Source organism: Opitutales bacterium (assembly GCA_013215165.1).
Classification (GTDB): Bacteria; Verrucomicrobiota; Verrucomicrobiia; order Opitutales; family JABSRG01; genus JABSRG01.
Window position 1 is genome coordinate 1 of sequence record JABSRG010000030.1, and the last position, 15,011, is coordinate 15,011.

Below are 15,011 nucleotides of genomic sequence, written 5' to 3' on the forward strand. Positions count from 1 at the left end.
GTTCGAGCTGTTTACCTTTTGTCATCGCGGGTTGTGGTTGTTTTTGTTTTGTTATCCACTGACCTTCAGTGGTTTAACCGCAACTCGCGATACTTTTTTATGCAAAATCCGGGCTAGACCTGAGCGAGCCAAGCGGTGAGTTTTTTTGGACGCAAACATCCCATTCTCAGCATCGAATGCTGGAAGTGGATTGAGGCGCTTGGTTGAAGTGCTTAACGAGCGGGGGTCTACTATTTCTTCTAGCTATGCCGAGGAAGAAGCCCGGCGAAACATATTGTTGAAAAGGCCGAAATGTCTTTCGGAATTTCAGAGCGTTATAAGAGGCGTCACGGTTGTTGTGGGTATAGATCGCGACATACCGCTCGAGGTCGCTGCCAAAGATCGTCCAATTCTTGCAACTGCGATCGACCAGGAATGTAGTCATTTATTGACAGGAGATAAACGTGACTTTGGTCATCTGTTTGGTGTCGAAGTCGAGGGGAACAAAAATAGTCTCCCCTAGAATGCTTGTTGAAGATCTCGCTGCATTATTGGACGACTGATCTAACGGGTCGTTGTCCTAGATAGCTGCGCGGGAATGAGCAGGAATCACGCTCCAGCTCGTGCTCTTGCATCGGCTTCTATGGCAGCACTGAGGGTTTGGAGCGTTGCTCTGGTTTGTTCTTTGACGGCTGGTAGTGATTCGACGTCTGAAACATCTTCACGGGCAAAGACGTAGAACTTGATCTTCGGCTCAGTGCCACTACCGCGAACCGCATAGCTGTATCCATTATCGAGTTCGACGACGTAAAAATCCTGCTTGGGTATGGATTTGCCGTCAGCATCGGTAAAGTCGTCGCGTCCAAAGTCCTTGATGTTTGTCACTCCAAAATCACCTATTTTCTTTGGAGTCGTGCTGCGGTAGGATTCTAAGATGTTGCGGATTTTCTGTGCGCCGGATGCACCTTCGTAGACAATGTTAATGAGCTTTTCACTATAATAACCATAGGTTGCATACAAGCTGTCGAGGAAGTCGGTCACTTTCATGCCCTGCTTTGCACACCAAGCGGCCATTTCAACAAACATGAGGACGGCAGCATTAGCGTCTTTGTCGCGGACACGATCACTGCCGAGGTAGCCATAGCTTTCCTCACCGCCAAAGACGTAGTAGGTAGAGTATTCCTGGAGCAGTTCGATGCGCGTGCCGAGTTCGGTAGCATCATAGTCTAGGGCGATACCTTCTTCCTCCAACAAGCGCTCCTTTAATACTTCTTCATAGTCACGGAGTTTTTCACCGATGAACTTAAAGCCGGTAAGGGTATTGATAATCTTCAGCCCGTGTTTCTTCGCTATCGCTTCCTGAAGTGGGGTGGTGACGAAGGTTTTGATGAGGGCGCAGTTCTTGCAATCGCCTTCTGGTAGAACGCCACCCTCTTTAAGGGTGAGGATCCGGTATTCGGCAATCAGTGAGCCGATCATGTTCCCCGTTAGGAGCTGAAGTTCACCATTTGCATTACGCACGGCCGCCCCCATACGATCTGCATCTGGATCTGTGGCGAGAACGATTTCCGCCTGGGTCTCTTCGGCCTTTGCCAATGCCAAAGTGAGCGCTTCGCTGTTTTCTGGGTTCGGTGATTTGACAGTCGGAAAGGCGGAGTGGAGCTCGTCCTGTTCGGGAACGTTTATAACTTCAACATCGAGGTTCTTGAGAGCAGGGACGGACATGATGCCGCCTGTTCCGTGGATCGGTGTGAAGACGACTTTGGGTGAGACAGATTTTAAAGTGTCTTCATCTAGGATATTTTCCTCGAGGGCTTCTAGGTAGGCTTGGTCCGCATCCTCATCTAGCGTAGTTACAGCGCTGACATCGACGTCAAGGAAGGGAATCAACTCATCGAGTGAGAGCTTTTTTACCTCAGCGACGATAGACTCTGCATGGGGTGAAACGACTTGCGCTCCATCTTCGAAATAGGCTTTGAATCCGTTGTCGTGAGGGGGGTTGTGGCTGGCTGTTATCACCACACCGCAGGTTGCGCTTAAATATCTTACTGAGAAGCTTAGCTGGGGTGTGGAGCGCGGGCCGGTAAAAATGAAGGCTTCACCCCCGAGTTTAACGAATGTCGACGCTGCAAGTTCGCTAAAGTAGCGGGAGAAATGACGCACATCGTGAGCGATGACTAGCTTAGGCTTACCGTAGGCATGTGGCTTTTCTCCTAGGTATCGTGTGGTGTATTTGTATAGGCCTATAGTCGCTTTAATTATATTGAAGTCGTTCAACATGTTGGAGCCGATCCCCGGATGTTCCGGAGTGCCCTGTGGGCCGAGGGTTCCCTGCTCAACACGCGTGATGGTGCGGCCGATAGTGCGGCCGCGCATGCCTCCGGTGCCAAAGACGATTTGTTGGTAGAAGCGGTCGTTCAACTCGGTCCATTGCTCTTTTTCAACCAGCTCTTTGAGGCTAGACTGCGCCCATTCTGGAAGTATGGCACAGTCTGTCCAGGCAGAGAGTTGCTCTGCGGTTGAAGGTAGGATGTCGCCGCGTTCTGTCGCTGCTTTTATGGTGTCGTTTATAGACATACTGAAGAGGAGTTGAGAGTGGATGCCTGATGGATCAGAGTGCGATGTCGCGCTTCATGTCGGGACGGACTTCGAGGCCTTTCCAAGAGCGCCGAAAGCTGCCTGCATCGGTGCCAAAAAGAGGGCTGATTTCAATCTTGATTTCAGGAAGGCCAGTCTCGTCGGTGAGAATTGGTAAATCGGCAGCCTTCATCCACCGGGCGAATTGCCGCATCTGGTCTTGTTTGGAAGTCTCTGGAGAATCCACGCCTTCAGCGTTTTTTACCGGAGAAAAATCATCTTCCCGTGCGGTTTCGATAATGACTGGATTTGCTGCGAACGGAAGTGCGTCGAAGACAAACATCTCGAATTTTACCCCGTTGGGTTCACTGGGCTTTTCGATGGTTTCGTCTGCCGCAACATAAGGGATCTTCTTGTTTGCTCGGTGAAAGGGAAGCTTAGCATCGCTTGCTCCAGAGCCCAGTTTTTCGACGAAGTCACGGTCCAAGATATGAATAGCAATGCTACCTGCGATAAAACGAAGAGCCCCATCGGAGTCGGCTTGCTCGCATAAGTCATCGGGCATGTCGCTATACTCGATGACGCAGTGTTTTTCATTCTGGACACAGAAGTGGCCGACTTTCTCGAGTGGGTAGGCCTTCTTGACCATCTTGCTCGACATGTCCGAACCGGCGAGCGCGTGGAAGCCGATGAAGGTAGGATCGATGCAACGGACGAGGGGGTTGTCGACCTGAAAGTAGCTGATGATGTCGATGCCCAGCTCTTTCATCTTTTCAGTGGCACCGCTGCGGAAAAGTGCGCGTAAGCTGCCGCCATGTCCATCTGGGCTCATGGCGATTTCTGAGGGGCTAGAAAGGATAATCTTTCCTTGGAAGTCCACAGCAGGCATCAGGCCCTGGCTGAAGAACATGACTTGGTCGCTGTCGAGACCGAAGAAGTGGTTTTCCTGGAATGCCGATACGGTGGCATCATGGTTGATCTTACTGGTCATGATAAACCAAGGGATCGTGCACCCGTAAGTCCGTTGGGCGGCAATGATCTTCTCTGCGAAGACTGCGAAGAGGGTTTTACCTTTGATCGGAGTGACAGGGAAGGTGCCTTTGGGGCCATTGAAACCGAGGCGTGTTCCTTGGCCTCCTGCGACAACGAATGCTGCGACACGGCCAGCTCTGAGCGCCTCTTCGCCCGCCTTAAGGGCCTGTTCCCACTCGGGATCCTGATTTCCCATGCTCGGGAGGGCCTTGTATGGTGCCGGTTCGAGACTTGAAAAATCGTGTTCTTCGTCGACTTCGACTTTGACGAGAGTTTCGACGAGATAGGTAAGCTCGGCTAGGTCGATACTGCTTGCTTGCTCGACCAAATTTGTTTTCTCCGCTTGAGAGAGAGAATCCCAATGGTGGAACACCTGGCCTTGTCCGGCTTGTTCAAAAGACTGAATGAGGGTGCGGGTAATGTCAGCTGTCATTATTTGCTGTGGGTTTCCACACACCCTCGAAATTTGTCCATGCGACGGCAAGCATAGGTTAGCTGCTGTCGCATGTTTTCCGTTCTAGGCGGCTGCATGAACCGCCCGTAAAGAAAGGTTTCTAAAGAACGGTCGCTTTTTCGATTTTCACAGGTTTGCGCGGCTTGTCGCGAGGATCGGTATCTACAGCTTCGATGGCATCGATAACATCGGATCCTTCGGTGACTTCACCGAAGATTGTGTGACGCATATTAAGCCATGGGCACTCAATTGTGGTGACAAAGAACTGGCTGCCGTTGGTGTTTGGGCCGGCGTTCGCCATCGCGAGGAGATATTTACGATCGAATTTCACATTGGGGTCGACCTCATCCTCAAAGGGTTTGCCCCAGATGGACTCACCACCCATGCCTGTGCCCGTTGGATCGCCACCTTGGAGCATGAACTCTTTGATGATCCGGTGGAATATGAGCCCATCGTAATAGCCGTTTTTGGCATGCGTTGTGAAGTTTTCGCAGGTTTTCGGAGCGATATCTTCAAATAGAGCTACCGTAAAAGTCCCGTGATTCGTTTCGATTTTGATTTGGGTTTTAGCCATAAGGTCCGGAAGTTGAGCGGAAAGTTTCAAGGCGACAAGGCTTTACCCTATTCAGGCGCGTTTCAGACTCACTTTGGCAGGTCGAAAAACACCTTCAGCGTGCCAATATTCAAAGCGGCTTCTGTGAGTTCCACTGTCGATACAGGCTTTCCATCCACTAGGGTCTCGGTCTTGAAAGGGACCGGAAGGCCATCGATCTGTTGGTAATCTCCATACTTCACAACAATTACGGAACCATCGGGAAGTGTGAGCTTTCGCTCTCTTTCAAGGAAGTCTCGAGCATCGATTTTCATTTCGATACGAATATCCTCGGCGTGCGTATCTCGCGGAGTAACCGTGGCCAGGTAAATTCGAGGATTGGCCGGATCGACAGATATTGCCGCTGTGCGCCTTTGTTCTCGTAGGGTCCACAGCGGATTGTCGAATTCTGCTTCCAGAGAGAGATGCAGGCGTTGGGTTGGATCGCTGATGATTTCCGTATTCAGCCAGTCTCCACCGTGGCGCACGCCCTTCCAGACGACCTCTTCAGTAACTGCCGTTACCCAGGTTTCTTCGACACTCAGACCAAATTCAAAGCGCATCAGGTCTGGGCGTCTCTTGAAAAATCGAAATGGGAAACTCCCTGATCCGTCGGCAAAGCTGATTTCCCCAATGAGCCGGCTACTCATGATACCCTTCATGAGTGCGTCACCACCCTGTGCGCGATAATAACGGGTAAGGACGTAGACTCCTAGGTCTTGGCCCTCTAAGGGTGGGTTGTCTTGAGCGCTAGCTTGAATATTGAAGGCCAAGACAGCCAGGGCCACGGCGATGAAAAATTTCACCGAGTAAGGCCTACACAGGGCGGATGCACGTTGTTCTTGGGAGTCCGATGATGCAACCTTCGCGATCGATAAGGAGCATGTCGACTGCTTTGGCGATTTCTCGGTTCCAATGCATGAAAGCGCTTATCCAATCGATATGGAGTCCTTTAACTTTTAAAGGTTCGCGATGGTTGATTCCTTCTCCAGAAATCGTCGCAAGTGTTTCATCAGTAGATGCATTCGTGACTAAGATGAACACGGTTGAAGGTCCGTCTGCTCCGTCTAAATCGTGAATTTGGGCATCAGTCGCGGGTTGAGTCCCGTCGAAGAGAATATTTTTTTCCTCCTGAATATCTGTCTCTCGGCCTTGAAGAATAGCAGTCACGGAATCCTCCAAGATCGCTTGTGGGTCTGCGTAGCTTCCCCCTTCGCTGATCATGGTAGCCAGTGCTGGTAGAAAGGACAGAGTGCAGTGTGGCAGCTGTTGAACCGTGCCTGGAAAGGCCAGAGCGTTTTGAATACAAGAATGCGTTTCGTTTTGACAAAATGTGTCCCATGCCGGGGGCAGGGAGTCAGTAGGCGAAGACATCTTGATGGCTACTCGTTGAGGTTGTGGAGGTGAGGACGGGCAGACCGAAAGTGTATGCCCGGTGATTTATTTAAAGGACGGTTTGACGGTGTTAAAGATATATGTGCAACCTGCAACTATATTGTTACATCAGCTCCGGTCTATTTTCGCCAATTCGCTTCACCAGCTTTTTGATGTCCTGCGTGCAATCCTTTTTGCAAATAAGGGTGGCGTCCGGAGTCTGAACGACAATGAGGTCATCGACACCCAGTAGGGCAACGGTGTGGTCTTTGCCGGCGTAGATAATATTATTCGATGCGTCGCTACAGTAGGCATTGCCACGTATAGTGTTTCCTTGTTTGTCAGCTGGAAAATGGCGCTCTAGCGCGGTCCATTCGCCGACGTCATCCCAATCAAAAGCTGATTCAAGGCAGGCGACGTTCTCAGCATTTTCGATGATGGCGTAGTCGACAGAGATTTTTTTCAAACTCGGGTAGTGTTGCTCCAGAGATTTGTTGAGAGCGACGCCGCGGCTTAGATCAGTATCGATGGCTTGTAGCGCTCCGTAAAGATCAGGAGTAAAGGTCTTGAGTGCCGTATCAATGGTCGCAACTGACCAGATAAACATCCCGGCATTCCAAAAATATTCGCCTGATGCTAGGTATTTTTCTGCCGTCTCGGGTTCTGGTTTTTCGACGAAGCGTTGGACTTCGAAGACGTCGCGATCCATAGACTGCCCCGTAACCCCCCCACGGTGAATATAGCCATAGCCAGTGGCAGGATGAGTCGGTTTAATACCTATGGTTACGATTACCGAACGTCGCATTGCTTCCGTCAGCGCGGCATCCAGGACCGCTTGGAATCCACTTGCGTCGGCAATTGCAGCGTCGGCTGGGAGCATGGCAAATGCAGCCTGAGGGTCCTCTCGCTTTACCAGCAAGGTTGCGAGTCCAACTGCTGCGGCTGTATCTCGTCCCTCAGGTTCACCAATGACACGCTCGGGTCGCAACTGAGGACATACCTCTAAAACCGCGTCGCGCTGTTCCGTGTTGGTAATGACAAAGACATTTTCCACGGGAATGTCAGCAGGAAGCCTTTCAACCGTTTGGGTGATCATCGCCTTGTCCCCGACGATCGGGAGCAATTGCTTAGGACGCTTGAGGCGGCTTTGAGGCCAAAAGCGTTCACCTTTTCCACCGGCCATGATTACGACGTATTTATTCGGCATAGAGTCTAAATTAGCATTTCGATCGAATCTGGCCAACGGGAATTCGCACAATCGTAAATTTGTTGCTTAACTCGCCTTGGTGACTCGCCCGCGAATAGCTTCGACGACCAAGAGGCATTTTTTCCAAGTTGGAACATAAGCACGTTCCGCGAATGGGTTGAGGTCTTGTTCCTCAATGGCGTCCAAGATGCCTGCGTAGACGCGTGCCATGATTTTCGCGCATTGCTGTGAGCCATCGTACGGAATCGCGCTGAGGCCTTCTCTGCCTAATTCATAGAAGTGACGGGCTCGTCCGATTTCATGCTCCATGATTTGTTTCCAGCGCTGGGTATGTGTGCCGGTTTCCAGATCTGTGTAGTCCAGACCATAGGAATCCAAAAGATCCACCGGAAGGTAGCACCGTCCTCGGCCCCAATCCTCGTTCACATCTCGGAGGATGTTGGTGAGCTGCAAGGCTATGCCCATCTCGACCGCATGGGGAAGGGCATCTTGATCGCGGACCTCGAAGACACAGCACATGATCAGTCCGACTACGCTCGCCACATAGTAGCAATACATCTCCAGTTCGGGATAGGTCTGGAGTCGCTGGGGTTGACGATCCAAGCAACAGCCGTGGATCAGGTCTTGCCAGAAGGTTTTTGGAATGCCGAATTCTTGATTTACAATGCGAAAGGCAGGTGCCAGGGGCAGTGCATCATCACCTTCAAGTATTTTATCCAACTCTTTGTTGAGAAACTCCTGTGTAGGCGCTAAATCGGATTCTGGAGCCTCATCAATAATATCATCCACATACCGACAATAAGCATAGACGGTGAAGGCAGCTAGGCGCTTGAATTTGGGTAGTGGGAACGAAGCAAAAAAGAAGCTCTTCGCATGATGGCGCGTAACTTGGCGACAATGTTCAATCGATTGAGCTAAGGACTTATTTTTAAACCATTGCCGATTCGCCATGGGTAAGTTCCAAGACTCCGGGATCTTGGCTGCGACTTCGGGTGTGAAAGAATAAGGTCTCACACAAAGAGGCAAAGCAGCAAAAAGGAGAATAGCAAGGGCGTGTGTTTCTAGGGTTCTGGGCTGTCTAGATCAAACTTCACACCATTAGAGAGCGTATCTATATAATTTTCTCTGTCGAATCCAGTTGCGGAAAGCTCTTGCATCAAAGATTCCAAAGTACCCCACCTTCGTTCAGAGTCTGGGATTTGGCTGATGCTGTGTCGTGAAAAAACAGTCCGATCTGAGTAAGTGTCTGCGGTCTGTTATCACAATAAGACCCTTGATGTGGTCCAGTTTGTACTCGAACTTGTTCGTTTGCCTCTTGGCGTGAGGCCAATTATACCCTCAGCATGCACTCCGTAGAACTCATCGTGGATGCCCAGGCAATACTGGGTGAAGGCCCTATTTGGGATGAGCGTCGCAACTTGCTTTGGTGGGTTGATATTATAACCGGGAAGCTGCATGCATATGATCCTATAACAGACGCTGCACGTGCTATAGATACAGAACCGCTCTTTGGCACGGTCGTCGTTCGCGAGTCCGGCGGGCTGCTAGGAGCGTATCATGATGGCTTTCATTACCTCGATCCTGAGACGGGAACGCGCACTCTGATTTCCGACCCAGAGTCGGACAAACCCGACAATCGCTTTAACGACGGCAAATGCGATCCACAAGGGCGCCTATGGGCCGGAACCATGGCGATAGAAGGGCCGTATTCTGAGCCGAAAGGTAGCCTCTATTGTCTCGGTCTCGACGAAAGTGTGGAACGTAAAATCGATGCGGTGACCATTTCGAATGGCATCGGATGGAGCCCAGATGGGCGTTGGATGTATTACGTGGATTCCCCGGAGCGTACCGTGTCCCGATTTGAATTTGATGGTAAGACTGGTGAAATCAGTAAGCCAACGAGAGTCATTTCGTATCCTAAAAAAGGCGGAGTCCCGGATGGTCTGGTCGTCGACGCTGAGGGCATGTTGTGGGTGGCTCAATTTGGCGGCGGGTGCGTTGTGCGTTGGAATCCTGAAAATGGCGAGAAACTCACCGAGATCCAGCTGCCGGCCAAACAGATCACCGCGTGCACGTTCGGGGGTCCAGGACTCAAGGACTTATACATCACCTCAGCCCGCGTTGGTTTGAGCGATAGCGAACTGGCAGAACAACCCCAAGCCGGTGGTCTGTTCCGAGTGCGCGGTGCCGGCCGAGGTATGCTGGCTAACCGTTTTGGCGGATAATTAATTTTTGTCGGCATCCTTAGATGAGAACCGGCCAGTATTCAGGAATCTCACTGTTTCTGCTATGGCATATTTGTTCTTCATGATAAAGGGGTGAGGTGAAGGGATAATACGAAAATCTCGCATGCCTTCTACTTGTGCGCCTCTAGTGGAAACTTTCCCATCATTGGGTCCCGGGATTAAGAGAGAAAGCAATAGGTTGATAGTCCGATCTCCAGTGAGCACTCCTAAATCAAAGTCCACGGTTCCGAGAGCTTTTACAAAGCCGTCATCCGCGGTGCCTAGCTGACGGCCCGCGGGTCCATTTATCCAATGAAAGAGACGGAATTTACCAAGCACGTCGACCACCTCACTCCCTTGGTTCGGCGGGGCCAGCATGACCACTCTGCAAAGGTTCGGGATCGGGTCGTTTTTCTGAATATATCTCAAAATGCTGCCACCCATTGAGTGGGTGACAGCATGGATCGGATCTGATCCATCGAATCGGGAAAGAACTTTTTTACGGACGAATTTGCTCAGTTCTTCGATCGGATGATGTCTCGATGGATAATCGATGTTCAGGACTGAAAAACTTTCTTCGCGGAGTCGTTTCTCAATCTTTTGCATGGATCGGGAAGTTCTCGCGAGTCCATGCAGTAATATGACATTATTATTGTCGATAAATTAGAATAAAAGACGTGCTGTATGGAAAGTGCACGACTTTTCTCACCCTATCTTTCTCAGGGGAGGGGTGCTCCACGGCTTGAAATGAATAGTTCGTACCATTCTTCTCGGCTTAAGGTCCAATGACCCTGGGCGCCCTCGGCTGCGTTTTGGATGCGCTCGGTATTCATGGTCCCGATGACCGGCTGAATCTTCGCTGGATGACGCATGAGCCAATTGATTAAGACGGCTTCGCGCGATACACTATGCTTTTCCGCGATTTGTTTAACCAGATCGGCGGTCGCCTGTTTGTGTGCTTCGCTTTCCTTAAGCGGTTTACCGCTTAATACCCCCTTGGCTAAGGGGGACCAAGCTTGTGGGATGATGTTGTGTAAATGGCAGTAGTCCAGAGCCCCTTCGGCGCGAAACTGGGGGAGCGGCTTACCTTTTGTAGTAAGTATTCCAGAATCGATTTGAAGCGGATAATCTAGGCTGATTTGGATTTGGTTTACCTTGAGGGGTTGGTCGAGCCACTTGCGAAGGAGATCCATTTGCGTGGGCGACTGATTCGAGACTCCGAAGTAGCGCACTTTTCCTAAATTGTGGAGCTGGTCAAAAGCTTCAGCTACTTCTTCCGGATCCATGAGGCAATCGGGACGGTGGAGCAGCAAAAGGTCGATATAATCCGTATGGAGTCGCTTGAGGATGCCATCAACGGAAGCTAGGATATGTTTCGAGGAGAAATCATAGCGTCCTGGAAAGCCGGGTTCGGGGTCGTCCAGAAAACGAATACCGCACTTGCTCTGTAAAAATAGATCCTCGCGGTTCAGCCGCATTTCATCAAGTGCAGCGGCGAAGACCTGCTCGCTCTTACCCTTGCAGTAAATGTCGGCATGGTCGAAGGCGTTGATGCCGAGACTGATTGCAGCCTCAATGGCGCTGCATGCACGGTTCACGTGATTAGAATCGACGGGGTCTGTATTCCATCGACCGCCCATGAGCATGCAGCCGAGCATGAGTCGGGGGAGTTGGATGTCGGTATCGGGAAGGGTCTGAGTGAGCATAAGATGTTAATCCGCTAATGCACGCGAATGAACGCTAATTTGAAAGACATTTGGGAAAGGACATAAGATCGTGCTAAAACAATTCTCCCTGCGTGTAGTATTCGACGGGTTTTAAAAGGAGTGGATCATCCACCCGAGCGGAATTGACAGCTTGGGAGACGGTCCAGCTTTTGAAATCGAGATCGGTGCATGTGCGAGTGATACGGGAATATATTTCTGGGCCAGGCGGTTCTTCTGCCATCCAGATCCGATAATCTTTACGGTCTAAAATGACAGGCATGCGGTGATGGATGGTGCTGAGTTGCGCGTGATTCTCGGCTGTGGTGGTAAGGATCGTGGCAGACTCGATCTCACTGCCGCCCGGATCGGCCCAATGCTCCCAGAGGCCTGCGAAGGCAAAGAACCCTCCACGCTCAGGCGTGATATAGTGAGGGATTTTCTGATTATTGTGATCTACTTTCCACTCGAAATAGCCGGTTGCTGGAATGATACAGCGCCGGTAGCGGTAGGCGTTGCGAAAGGTCGGTTTTTCACGAGCCGTTTCAGCACGTGCATTGATGGTTTTGTAGGCTATGGATGGATCCTTTGCCCAGCTGGGCACCAATCCCCAGGTCAACCAATTGGCTTCGATCGGTTCCCGCGGTCCGCTGGGTCCGTTGCGGATCGCCAAGATCGCCTGACTTGGAGCGATGTTGAAGCGCGCTTTGATCTTCGGCGCTTCATCGAGATCGAAATGATCCGCGATGATCGCACCGGACTCAGTCATGACAAAACGGCCGCACATGAGATGGAGTGATTATCCTTTGAAGAAATTTGTCAAAACCGGTCTCAGGTTCAAGGCAGTTGGTCAGAGTGGCGAATTCCGAAGGCACACTGTCTGGTAAAATCTCATGGCTCGAAAAATCAGTTTCCTCAATTTCAAGGGCGGCGTTGGCAAAACGTCCTTAGTCGTAAATTTCGCTTCTATCTTAGCTCATGCTGGCAACCGCGTGCTTCTTGTGGACTGCGACCCTCAATCAAATTCTAGTATCTGGACACTTCGGCTAGACCGCTGGAATGAGCTTCAAGGTGAACGCGGGGATGAGACGCTTCTCAGCGTTTTGCGACCAGGGGGTGTTCCGATTCGGCATGCTATACAAAATGACGTGGTTTGGGATCTTGATCGCAATCCAGTCTTACCCGGCCTGGACCTCCTTTCGGCTTTATTCAGTCTCATGGATATCGAGCACGAAATTGAAGATCCCGAAGATGATCCGATTTATAGTCGTTTCTATCGCCAGATCGCCACGATCGATAGCGATTACGATTACATCATCTTCGATTGTCCGCCTAATTTGTTCAAAACAACGCAGTGTGCCGTCTTTAGCTCAGAGGATATTTATGCTCCTGCAAACCCAGATGCCTTGAGTATCATTGGCTTTCATTTACTGGTGAACAAAATGCTCATGTTCGTTGCCGAGACTCAGAGTGACCGCGACCGACTCGGAGCCATCGCGCCGCAGATACGAGGAGTCGTGCTCAATGCTGTGAAAAATGGCGTTAATTTTGAAGCGCCTAAACAACGCCTGGAGATTATGATTGAGCGGTTTGTGCAGAAGCGCCTGGTCCACCGTAATGCCGGTATTCTCGACTTAGAGATACGCCATACTATCCTTGCAAGCCGATTGGTTTCACAAGGAATCCCTGCTATTTTAAGTCGAGATACCGACGTGATAACCGGCATCCTCAGTGACTACAAAAAAGTCACCGATCTCATCCGTACCGAACGCATAAGTTTCACGGAAAGTGCGGCAGTGTAAGTGCGGAAGAAGTCTATCCACTCAGGCTAATTGAGCTGCTGACTTGTAGGATAGAAGTGACCATTCCGACAGCGACGAGGGCGACAAGGGTGAATCCAAAGGCCATTGCTGCACTGGTGATCAGGTTGGTCATGATCTTAAGGGTGCGATCCAGTTCGCGCCGATAGCCTTTGGCAACCTCTCCCAAACCATGGGCAAGGTTACCCGTGTTTTCGCCGATGCTGAGGATGTCGACAGACAAGTCGTTGAAGAGCCCATTCTGGCGTAGCGATTGAGAAAAATTGGCTCCCTCGTTTACATCGATTCGAGTCTGACGAAAACGACCCGATAAGGCGGCGTTGTCTAACGTGCGCTCACTCAGACGCATGGTTTCGGTCATATTAATCCCAGACTCGATGAGCGTTTTGAGTAAATTGGAGAGCTGAAAATACTCGCCGCAGGAAATAATTGTACCAACAAAGGGGACGCGCAGAAGAAACTGATCTGATAGCCGCTTGCCGGTGGCAGTCCGTCGCCATTGGGAAAGGGTAACAGCACCTATCACAATTCCAACTGCGAGGAATGGACCGACAGTCGTCGCAAACGATGACGATCCCAAAAGAATGCGCATGAAGATATTCGGATCGCTTCCGAGCTGGTCGAGCATGCTCTGCATTTTTGGTAAGAGAAATACGATCAGAAAAATTGCTACACCGACTGCCGCGCATGCGATAAATACGGGATAGGCTAACCCACCCAAGACCTTGTTTTTGATTTCCTCGCGCTCCTCGAGGTGGGCCACCACGCTTTCGATAATCGGTGCTAAGCGTCCAGTCGCTTCGCCTGCTTCAATGACGCGGACTACGGACTGGGGGAAAAGCTCGGGCTGTTCGGCCATGGCGTCCGCGAGGGTGCGGCCTTCCGAAAGCTCCCGCCATAGCGTCTGTGCCACTTCTTTAAGCGTCGGGTCGGAAAGACGCTGCTGGAGCAGCCGCACACTGTCGCCCACCGGCATGCCGGATGAGTGGAGTTCGAGTAGCCGTTTGAGGAATTCGAGTCCCAGTTTTGTTGAGCCGCGCTTCTTGCGTTTCGGCAGTGAAAAATTGAAGGATCGAGAGGTGGTGTGACCAGCGGGTTCGTGAACTTCGGAAACGGACTGAGCGGGTCGGGTATGCTTCTTCTTTGCTGGCGCTGTATGCGCACCCTGTTCCTGTATCTGAATGGGCCGCAACTGCCGCGCCGCTATCTTCCGCTGAGCCGCTCTGCGGTCCGCAGCCTGCAACGAACTCCTGACTTTCTTACCAGAGTTATCGAGGGCACTGTATTCAAATACTGGCATGGGTTTGTTATCCGCTAATCGGGTCTAAGGATTTGGAAGGAATTTTTTTGAAATCCGCTAATGGACGCTAATTTACGCGAATAGTCTGTTTGGTTCATTTTATCTTCGGAGGCATTCGCAAACTCGAATTATTTGCCTTTGGGGCGTGCTTCGGACACAGAGGTAGGATGATCAATATCAAGGATTTGTTTTTGAATATTGGGGAGCTTCGCGAGCAGGGCATCAAGATTGGCGTAGCTCGATCCTAATTCTTTGGATATGTCATCCTTAATTTCGTGCAGCTCTGTTATGATTTCGTCTTTCATTTATACTAATCTCAAAAATTAGCGTTCATTCGCGTGTATTAGCGGATAGAAACAAAATTCATCAGTTTTCAGAGAATCTTGAGATTGGCATGGGTGATTCAATTGCATGCTGATTTTAAAGTATACATGGGGATTATTTGTCATCCGCGAATGGACGCGAATTCACGCTAATACGTTCTCCCCCGAGTAGAGCTTGCACTTCGTCTGCCGCTGCTCGGTTGCTTGGTGAATTGAGCATGATCTCGATACTCTTTTCTCTGGCGAGGGAGTCTTGGGGAGTGTCCCTTATAGCCAAGACAAGCCGTTTGTAGTTATAGTCTGAATTAAATCTTTCGTTGGCAGCTCCCAATTGAAACGCTCCATATAAGGCGCAAGTTGACACGATCACTGTAGCCAAGACAGCACCAGTGATTATCAGCAGATGTTTAGTACCCGTCTCCATG

Annotated in this window: 15 protein-coding genes; 2 read left to right on the forward strand and 13 right to left on the reverse strand. The window is 50.6% G+C overall.

Going from position 1 to position 15,011, the window contains the following annotated elements:
* Positions 1 to 588: 588 nt before the first annotated feature.
* The 7 genes from HRU10_07840 to HRU10_07870 all read right to left on the reverse strand — a co-directional run bounded on the left by HRU10_07840 (position 589) and on the right by HRU10_07870 (position 8,229).
* Positions 589 to 2,556, reverse strand: coding sequence for a phospho-sugar mutase (locus HRU10_07840; protein NRA27142.1), 1,968 nt, complete (start codon positions 2,554 to 2,556; stop codon positions 589 to 591).
* 34 nt (positions 2,557 to 2,590) lie between these two features.
* Positions 2,591 to 4,021: a UDPGP type 1 family protein gene (locus HRU10_07845; GenBank protein NRA27143.1), complete on the reverse strand. Its 1,431-nt coding sequence runs from the start codon at positions 4,019 to 4,021 to the stop codon at positions 2,591 to 2,593.
* Positions 4,022 to 4,142: 121 nt separating this feature from the next.
* A complete protein-coding gene (locus tag HRU10_07850) occupies positions 4,143 to 4,616 on the reverse strand; it encodes a peptidylprolyl isomerase (protein NRA27144.1) in 474 nt (157 codons plus the stop codon).
* A gap of 68 nt (positions 4,617 to 4,684) precedes the next feature.
* Positions 4,685 to 5,440: a hypothetical protein gene (locus tag HRU10_07855; GenBank protein ID NRA27145.1), complete on the reverse strand. Its 756-nt coding sequence runs from the start codon at positions 5,438 to 5,440 to the stop codon at positions 4,685 to 4,687.
* Between the two features lie 10 nt (positions 5,441 to 5,450).
* Positions 5,451 to 6,008 carry a phosphonate C-P lyase system protein PhnH gene (locus tag HRU10_07860; GenBank protein NRA27146.1) on the reverse strand — a complete coding sequence of 186 codons (558 nt, stop codon included), beginning with the start codon at positions 6,006 to 6,008 and terminating at the stop codon, positions 5,451 to 5,453.
* Between the two features lie 124 nt (positions 6,009 to 6,132).
* On the reverse strand, positions 6,133 to 7,215 hold the full coding sequence (locus tag HRU10_07865) for an NTP transferase domain-containing protein (GenBank protein NRA27147.1): 1,083 nt from the start codon (positions 7,213 to 7,215) through the stop codon (positions 6,133 to 6,135).
* Positions 7,216 to 7,281: 66 nt separating this feature from the next.
* Positions 7,282 to 8,229: a phytoene/squalene synthase family protein gene (locus HRU10_07870; GenBank protein NRA27148.1), complete on the reverse strand. Its 948-nt coding sequence runs from the start codon at positions 8,227 to 8,229 to the stop codon at positions 7,282 to 7,284.
* A 329-nt stretch (positions 8,230 to 8,558) separates the two neighbouring features.
* Between HRU10_07870 and HRU10_07875 the strand changes: the two genes are divergently transcribed.
* A complete protein-coding gene (locus HRU10_07875) occupies positions 8,559 to 9,440 on the forward strand; it encodes an SMP-30/gluconolactonase/LRE family protein (GenBank protein ID NRA27149.1) in 882 nt (293 codons plus the stop codon).
* On the opposite strand, the gene HRU10_07880 is transcribed toward HRU10_07875, so the two are convergent.
* From HRU10_07880 to HRU10_07890, 3 genes are all read right to left on the reverse strand, one after another.
* The gene (locus HRU10_07880; GenBank protein ID NRA27150.1) at positions 9,441 to 10,046 is read right to left on the reverse strand and encodes an alpha/beta hydrolase; all 606 of its coding nucleotides are present in this window, start codon (positions 10,044 to 10,046) and stop codon (positions 9,441 to 9,443) included.
* A gap of 113 nt (positions 10,047 to 10,159) precedes the next feature.
* Positions 10,160 to 11,146, reverse strand: coding sequence for an aldo/keto reductase (locus HRU10_07885; protein ID NRA27151.1), 987 nt, complete (start codon positions 11,144 to 11,146; stop codon positions 10,160 to 10,162).
* Positions 11,147 to 11,219: 73 nt separating this feature from the next.
* Complete coding sequence (locus HRU10_07890; protein ID NRA27152.1) at positions 11,220 to 11,912, reverse strand: SOS response-associated peptidase; 693 nt, start codon at positions 11,910 to 11,912, stop codon at positions 11,220 to 11,222.
* A 124-nt stretch (positions 11,913 to 12,036) separates the two neighbouring features.
* On the opposite strand from HRU10_07890, the gene HRU10_07895 reads away from it, so the two are divergent.
* Positions 12,037 to 12,945, forward strand: coding sequence for an AAA family ATPase (locus tag HRU10_07895; GenBank protein NRA27153.1), 909 nt, complete (start codon positions 12,037 to 12,039; stop codon positions 12,943 to 12,945).
* A 13-nt stretch (positions 12,946 to 12,958) separates the two neighbouring features.
* Here the strand turns inward: HRU10_07895 and HRU10_07900 are convergent, their stop codons facing one another.
* From HRU10_07900 to HRU10_07910, 3 genes are all read right to left on the reverse strand, one after another.
* Positions 12,959 to 14,263 (reverse strand): type II secretion system F family protein, encoded by a 1,305-nt coding sequence (locus tag HRU10_07900; GenBank protein ID NRA27154.1) that lies wholly within the window; start codon positions 14,261 to 14,263, stop codon positions 12,959 to 12,961.
* Between the two features lie 128 nt (positions 14,264 to 14,391).
* Positions 14,392 to 14,568, reverse strand: coding sequence for a hypothetical protein (locus tag HRU10_07905; GenBank protein NRA27155.1), 177 nt, complete (start codon positions 14,566 to 14,568; stop codon positions 14,392 to 14,394).
* A gap of 133 nt (positions 14,569 to 14,701) precedes the next feature.
* Positions 14,702 to 15,010, reverse strand: a complete 309-nt coding sequence (locus tag HRU10_07910; protein ID NRA27156.1) for a hypothetical protein — start codon at positions 15,008 to 15,010, stop codon at positions 14,702 to 14,704.
* Position 15,011 lies beyond the last annotated feature (1 nt).